Origin of the sequence: Bradyrhizobium sp., from assembly GCF_016462955.1 — a bacterium.
Lineage (GTDB): Bacteria > Pseudomonadota > Alphaproteobacteria > Rhizobiales > Xanthobacteraceae > Bradyrhizobium.
The window spans coordinates 2,662-10,062 of the sequence record NZ_JAEMSD010000242.1; the positions used below are offsets into that span (position 1 = coordinate 2,662).

Genomic DNA, 7,401 nt, shown 5'->3' on the forward strand with positions numbered 1-7,401 from the left:
GTCGTGGCCGCGCTGCCGCGCGACGTCACCGTGCTCCTGATCGAGCACGACATGGATCTCGTGTTCTCCTTCGCCGACCGCATCTCCGTGCTGGTCTCCGGCGCGCTGCTCACCGAGGGGCCGCCCGAGCAGGTCGCACGCGATCCGCAGGTGAAGGCTGTGTATCTCGGCGAGGAGGCGGTCCATGTCTGACCTGCTCGCGATCGATTCGCTACGCGCCGGCTATGGCGAGGCGGTGGTGCTGCCCAACATGTCCTTGCGCCTCGGCGAGGGGCAGGTGCTGGCGCTGCTCGGCCGCAACGGCACCGGCAAGACCACGTTGATCAATTCCATCGTCGGCGTCACCCGCCGCTTCTCCGGCTCCATCGCGCTTGCCGGCGCCGACGTCACTGCCCTGCGACCCGACCAGCGGGCGCGCGCCGGCATCGGCTGGGTGCCCCAGGAGCGCAACATCTTCCGCTCGCTCACGGTGGAAGAGAACATGACGGCGGTGGCGCAGCCTGGTCCGTGGACTGTCGAGAAGGTCTACGAGATGTTCCCGCGCCTGAAGGAGCGGCGGAGCAACTTTGGCAACCAGCTCTCCGGCGGCGAGCAGCAGATGCTGGCGATCGGCCGCGCGCTGACCCTCAATCCGAAAGTCCTGCTGCTGGACGAGCCGACCGAGGGTCTTGCGCCGATCATCGTCGAGGAATTGCTGAAGGCGATCGGGACCATCACCCGATCCGGCGGCATCTGCTCGATCATCGTCGAGCAGAATGCCCAAAAGATTCTGGGGCTGGCCGACCGCGTTGTGATATTGGAGCGCGGAACGATCGTCCACGATGCGCCGAGCGCCGCGCTGAAGACCGACCCCTCCGTCCTGGAGCGCCATCTCGGCGTCGCCGGGGCGGCGGCCCACTAAGATGTCCAGGGAGTAACACATGCAGCGAACCAAAGCCCCCTTCCGCGCCGACGAGGTCGGCAGCCTCCTGCGTCCGGCCAAGATCAAGGAAGCCCGCGTCCGTCTCGAGAACGGCGAGATCTCGGCCGACGATCTGCGCAAGATCGAGGACATGGAGATCGAGAAGGTCGTGCACAAGCAGGCCTCGATCGGGCTCAAGCTTGCGACCGACGGCGAATTCCGACGCTCCTGGTGGCATTTCGATTTCCTGGCCAAGCTCACCGGCTGCGAGCTGTTCCACCCCGACGCCGGCATTCAGTTCGCGGGGGTGCAGACCCGCCACGACGCGGTGCGCGTGATCGGCAAGCTCGACTTTCCCGACGATCACCCGATGCTCGACCACTTCCGATTCCTGAAGAAGGTCGCCGACCAGGCCCACGTCACCGCCAAGATGACGATCCCGTCGCCGGCGGTGCTGCATTTCCGCGGCGGCCGCAAGTCGATCTCCAAGGACGTCTATCCCGATCTCGAGGCCTTCTATCAAGACCTTGGCAAGACCTATCGCAAGGCCGTGAAGGCGTTCTATGACGCCGGCTGCCGCTATCTCCAGTTCGACGACACCGTGTGGGCCTATCTCTGCTCGCAGGACGAATTGCAGAAGGCACGCGAGCGCGGCGACAACCCTGATGGCCTGCAGCAGATCTATGCGCGCATCATCAACTACGCGCTGGCCGAGAAGCCCGCCGACATGGTGGTGACGACTCACGTCTGCCGCGGCAATTTCCGTTCGACCTGGATTTCCTCGGGTGGTTACGAGCCGGTCGCCGAGACCATGCTCGCCGGCACCAATTACGACGGCTACTTCCTGGAGTACGACAGCGACCGCGCCGGCGGCTTCGAGCCGCTGCGCTTCCTGCCCAAGGGCAACAAGATCGTCGTGGTCGGCGTCATCACCTCCAAGTTCGGCGAGCTCGAGAAGAAGGACGATATCAAGCGTCGCCTGGAGGAAGCCGCGAAGTTTGTCCCGCTGGAGCAGCTCGCTCTCTCGCCGCAATGCGGCTTCGCTTCGACGGAAGAGGGCAATATCCTCTCCGAGGAGGAGCAGTGGGCCAAGCTTAGCTTGGCCGTCGAGATCTCGAAGGAAGTGTGGGGCAATTGACGGGTAGTGTCATTCCGGGGCGCGCTTAGCGCGAACCCGGAATCTCGAGATCCCCCGGTGCGCAATTGCGCACCTGAGGTCTGGTGCTGGCGCACCATCCCGGGATGACAACGCGAAGGCGCGTCGTCACTTCTCGGCCAGATACACCTCGCCCAGCAGCGAGGAGTTCGACCACGGCACCTGCTTGTTCTTGGTGCTCGACACCACTTCCGCCCGCACCCGCGTCAGCATCTGCTGCACTTCTATTCCCGGCGTGCCGATATGGCGCGAGAGGGCGGCGGAGAACGGCGAGTTGGCGCCTGCGCCGTCGAGCGCTACCTGGCCCGGCGCGGTCGCGAATGCGATCAGCGTCCCGGCGCCCAGCGTCGCGCCGACGCCCAGGCTCGTCGGCGCGGCAAGGCCCGAGGCCCCTTCGAGACCCCGACTGGTACCGGCACTCGCCACCTGCTGCGACATTGGATTGTTGCGGCAGGCGTCGAAGATCAGGATGTTGGTGCGGACCTGGTCGTCCAGGCCGGCCATGATCGTATCCATGTCGATCATCGCTTCAGTCATGCCCGCGCCCGGCTTGAGCGCGACGTCGACCGGAATGAGATAGTTGCGGCCGTCGACCTGCACGCCATGGCCGGCATAATAGACCACCGCCACCTGCGCCCGCGCAGCCTCGCGAAGAAAATCTCGCGTCATCTTCTGCATTGCCGCGCGATCGAGATCGACGCCCTCCGATACGCTGAAGCCGATGTCGCGCAGGCTCTTCGCGACCGCGCGTGCATCATTGGGTGGATTGGGCAGCGCTTTGACATGGGTATAGGCGCCGTTCCCGATCACCAGCGCCATGCGCGTGCCCCGGATGGCCGGAGCAGGCGAGGGTGCGGGTGCCGCGCCGGTCTGCTGCGGCGCAGGGGATGGCGCCGGCTGTGTCGCAGGTGAGGGCGCGTCTCTCGGGGTCGGTGTGGTCGTGTCCGTCAGCAGCGACAGGCGCACCTTTGCGGTAGCCTGGTTGGCCTTGCTGCCGGCGTCCGATGCGGCGATCGCCAGCGTCGCCTTGTAGTCCTCGCGGGCACGGACGTAGTCGCCCTTGGCCTCATAGGCCAGCGCGCGATGGGTATAGCCGGAGATCAGCACGCTGTTCGGCGGCGTCATGATGTTGACCGGCGGCTTGTCCTTGGCGAGTCGGATCGCCTCGCTGCCGTCGGTGATGGCACGCTCGAGATCGCCCCTGGCGCGCCAGATCGCGGTGCGGTTGATCAGGGGCTGCGGCAGCGCCGAATCCAGCCGGATCGCCTGATTGATGTCGGCCAGCGCGCCGTCGAGATCGCCGAGCGCCTCCTTCGAGATGCCGCGATTCTGGAACGAGAACACCGATTTCGGATCGGACTTGATCGCCATGTCGTAGTCGGCGATGGCCTTGGGGTAATCGTGCTTGCCGCGCCAGGCATTGCCCCGGTTGTGGAAGATGGTGCCGCTCGGCGGGCCGAGCTTCAAGGCGTCGTCGAAATCGGCGATCGCGATGTCGTAGTCGCCCTTGTCGTAATAGGCCGAGCCCCTGAGGTTATAGGCCGCCTGGCTGGGCTGCAGCCGGATCGCTTCCGTCGCATCAGCGATGACCTTGGAATAGTCGCCCTTCTTGTTCCAGCCGACAGCGCGCCAGAAATGGATCGTCGCAAGCTGTTGGCCCCCAAACACCTTCAACGCGATGATCTTGTTGCAGGCATTGATCATCTGGTCGGCCGGCGTCGTGTCGGTCGTGCAGAGCGGGCCGAGCTGGTTGCGCGGCTGCGCCACCGCCGGCGCCGACCAGTGCGCGAGAATGAGCAGGCAAAGCGTGACGCGGAGGCGGCGCATGCGGGTGTCTCTCACGGGAGAGGAGGGGGCGCTTGTTTGTTGCCCGGCCAGCTGCAGGGGTTCACGCTCATGCGAGCACCCAGGTCCTGCATCCGCTATTCCCTAAGTGGGCAGAATTTGATACGACCCTGGTCCCAATCGGCCTGCCCACTGGCTTCCCACTTATGAAGAACGACGAAATCCTGAGCCAGATCACCGAGTTCTGCCGCAAGGCGGACATGGCGGAGTCGACTTTCGGCCGCCGCGCGGTGAACGATGGGAAGCTCGTGCATCGCCTGCGCGAGGGCAAGCGCATCACCATCGACACGCTGGAGCGTATCCAGGCCTACATGGCGGCCTCGATGGCCGGCGGCCTGCCGCCGCCGCGGGGGCTTCAGGTGCCTCCTGAAAAGCGCGACCCGCGCGGCAATTTCCGCTTCTTCGAGAATCGCCAGAAGTATCTGCTGTTCGTCCACACCTGCAGCGAGAAGCGGGTGATTGCGGACAGGGTTGCGCTGGAACTCGCCTCCATCCATCCGCGCCCGCCGGCGCTGCGCATGTTCGACGCCGGCGTCGGCGACGGCACGGTGCTGGCACGGGTGCTGCGCGCGACGCACCAGCGCTTTCCGCACATGCCGTTCTATGTCGCCGGCAAGGAGCTCAGCCTCGAGGATTTGCGCCTGACCCTGGAGAAGGTGCCGGATCGCATCTTCGAGCATCCGGCGTCGGTGTTCGTCTTCACCAACATGTTCTACGCGGAGGCGCCCTGGCTCACGCCGGCGTCGCCTGCGGCGGCTGCGGCCACCGTCTGGCACGAGGTGCCGCTGCGCGGCGCGTCGTCGGGCGAGTTCGAGCAGCAGATCGCAGAACTCCGGCCGTTCCTGGAGCAGAACTGGCGCGCCGCGATCAGCCCACGCACGGCCATGCCGCTCTACGAGCGGCCCGTCGTTCTGGTGCTCTATCGCGAAGACCACAGGTTCCTTTTGGATTCGACCATTCCGCGGCCGGGCCAGACCGAGGCCAATTTCGACCTCGTCATCGCATCCCAGCCCTACCGGGCCCTGTCATCGGTGAATTTCCGGGCCAAGCGTATCATTGCACCCCTAGCGCGGGCGCTTCGGCCGGGCGGCCGGCTGATCGGCATCCACTCCCATGGCCAGGATCCGGGCATGGAAATGATCCAGGCGATCTGGCCCGGAGAAAATCCTTTCTCCGTCAGCCGCCATGAGCTACTGCGTGCAGTTAAGTATGAACTTGGATCGGTGGGCCGCGACTTAAATTTTAATGCCTACGCGGATAACCGTTCGATCTTCAGGTATGATATGGAAGCGCTGCCCAACGAGGTCACCGGCACCATCGGTACCTCTACGGCCTTTGCAGCCTGGAATGCGGCGGTGTATGTCGCTCAGATTGAGGACGACCGATTGACGGAAATGACTCAAAACGGCCGCACCTTGGACGCCGCCAGGGACGTGCTGCGCAAGTACAATGGGCTCTGGTTTCTCGACGAATCCTACGTCATCTCGCGCCGGCGTGATTGACATCATTCAAAAGTAAACATCGCAACGCCCGCCGGGTAGCGGCGGAACAAGGGGTTACTGATGCGCGCGTCCTATCTCTTCACCAGCGAGTCCGTGTCCGAGGGCCATCCAGACAAGGTCTGTGACCGGATCTCCGACGAGATCGTCGACCTGTTCTATCGTGAAGGGCCGAAGGCGGGCATCGACCCCTGGCAGATCCGTGCGGCCTGCGAGACGCTCGCGACCACCAACAAGGTGGTGATCGCCGGTGAGACCCGTGGTCCGAAGTCGGTGACCAACGAGCAGATCGAGAGCGTTGTCCGCGCCGCGATCAAGGACATCGGCTACGAGCAGGAAGGCTTCCACTGGAAGACCTGCGACATCGAGATCCTCCTGCATCCGCAATCGGCCGACATCGCGCAGGGCGTCGATGCGCTTCAGCCCGGCCAGGTCAAGGAAGAGGGCGCAGGCGACCAGGGCATCATGTTCGGCTACGCCACCAACGAGACGCCCGATCTGATGCCGGCGCCGATCTTCTACGCCCACAAGATCCTGCGCCTGATCTCCGAAGCCCGTCACTCCGGCAAGGAGAAGGTGCTGGGTCCTGACTCCAAGAGCCAGGTCACCGTGCAATACGAGAACGGCAAGCCGGTCGGCGTCCGCGAGATCGTGGTCTCCCACCAGCATCTGGTTCCGGACCTCACCTCGAACCAGGTCCGCGAGATCGTCGAGCCCTATGTGCGCGAGGCGCTGCCGAAGGACTGGATCACCCCGAAGACGATCTGGCACATCAACCCGACCGGCAAGTTCTACATCGGCGGGCCCGACGGCGATTCCGGCCTGACCGGCCGCAAGATCATCGTCGACACCTATGGCGGCGCGGCCCCGCATGGCGGCGGCGCGTTCTCCGGCAAGGATCCCACCAAGGTCGACCGTTCGGCGGCTTATGCCGCGCGCTACGTCGCGAAGAACATCGTCGCCGCCGGTCTTGCCGACCGCTGCACGCTGCAGCTCGCCTACGCCATCGGCGTGGCGCGTCCGCTGTCGATCTACATCGACACCCACGGCACGGGTAAGGTGTCCGAAGACCAGCTCGAAAAGGCCGCGGCCAAGGCGATGGATCTCACGCCGCGCGGCATCCGCAGCCATCTCGATCTCAACCGGCCGATCTACGCGCGCACCTCGGCCTACGGTCATTTCGGCCGCACGCCGGACAACGAGGGCGGCTTCTCCTGGGAGAAGACCGATCTCGTCGAGCAGCTCAAGCGCGCGCTGTAATTCTCTTGCGTCATTCCGGGACGCCGTGATTGCGGTGGGCCCGGAATGACGAGCCAAACAAACAGGAACCTCCTATGAACGCGAAGCCCGGCTTCACCGATTATATCGTCAAGGACATTTCGCTCGCCGATTTCGGCCGCAAGGAGCTCTCGCTTGCCGAGACCGAGATGCCCGGCCTGATGGCCACCCGCGAGGAGTACGGCCCTAAGCAGCCGCTGAAGGGCGCGCGCATCGCGGGCTCCCTGCACATGACGATCCAGACCGGCGTGCTGATCGAGACGCTGGCCGCGCTCGGCGCCGACATCCGTTGGGTCTCCTGCAACATCTATTCGACGCAGGATCACGCCGCAGCCGCGATCGCGGCCGCCGGCATTCCCGTCTTCGCCGTCAAGGGCGAGACGCTGACGGAGTACTGGGATTACACCGCGAAGCTGTTCGACTGGCATGGCGGCGGTCACCCGAACATGATCCTCGACGACGGTGGTGATGCCACCATGTACGTCCATCTCGGCCTGCGCGCCGAGAAGGGCGATACCGCCTTCCTCGACAAGCCGGGTTCGGAAGAAGAGGAAGTCTTCTTCGCGCTGCTGAAGAAGCAGCTCAAGGAAAAGCCCAAGGGCTATTTCGCCGCGATTGCCGAGAGCATCAAGGGCGTCTCCGAAGAGACCACCACAGGCGTGCATCGCCTCTATGACATGCAGAAGGCCGGCACGCTGCTGTGGCCCGCCATCAACGTCAAC

6 protein-coding genes and 1 pseudogene are annotated in these 7,401 nt (G+C 64.7%); 6 read left to right on the top strand and 1 reads right to left on the bottom strand.

Annotated elements, in window-relative coordinates; genetic code table 11:
• The 3 genes and pseudogenes from JHD07_RS22700 to JHD07_RS22710 all read left to right on the top strand — a co-directional run.
• Positions 1 to 192 (top strand): annotated as a pseudogene (locus JHD07_RS22700) (ABC transporter ATP-binding protein); the annotation flags it as partial.
• Entirely contained in the window at positions 185 to 901 is a 717-nt protein-coding gene (locus JHD07_RS22705) for an ABC transporter ATP-binding protein (RefSeq protein WP_291626064.1), read from the top strand. The pseudogene JHD07_RS22700 and the gene JHD07_RS22705, both read left to right, overlap by 8 nt.
• 19 nt (positions 902 to 920) lie before the next feature.
• The gene (locus JHD07_RS22710; protein WP_291626066.1) at positions 921 to 2,039 is read left to right on the top strand and encodes a cobalamin-independent methionine synthase II family protein; all 1,119 of its coding nucleotides are present in this window, start codon (positions 921 to 923) and stop codon (positions 2,037 to 2,039) included.
• Positions 2,040 to 2,165: 126 nt separating this feature from the next.
• Here the strand turns inward: JHD07_RS22710 and JHD07_RS22715 are convergent, their stop codons facing one another.
• Positions 2,166 to 3,884: a caspase family protein gene (locus JHD07_RS22715; protein WP_291626067.1), complete on the bottom strand. Its 1,719-nt coding sequence runs from the start codon at positions 3,882 to 3,884 to the stop codon at positions 2,166 to 2,168.
• 164 nt (positions 3,885 to 4,048) lie between these two features.
• Between JHD07_RS22715 and JHD07_RS22720 the strand changes: the two genes are divergently transcribed.
• The 3 genes from JHD07_RS22720 to JHD07_RS22730 form a co-directional block, all read left to right on the top strand.
• Positions 4,049 to 5,404, top strand: coding sequence for a hypothetical protein (locus JHD07_RS22720; protein ID WP_291626069.1), 1,356 nt, complete (start codon positions 4,049 to 4,051; stop codon positions 5,402 to 5,404).
• Positions 5,405 to 5,464: 60 nt separating this feature from the next.
• Complete coding sequence (gene metK, locus JHD07_RS22725) at positions 5,465 to 6,661, top strand: methionine adenosyltransferase (RefSeq protein WP_291626071.1); 1,197 nt, start codon at positions 5,465 to 5,467, stop codon at positions 6,659 to 6,661.
• 74 nt (positions 6,662 to 6,735) lie between these two features.
• On the top strand, positions 6,736 to 7,401 hold a 666-nt coding region (locus JHD07_RS22730), incomplete at its 3' end, for an adenosylhomocysteinase (protein WP_291626073.1).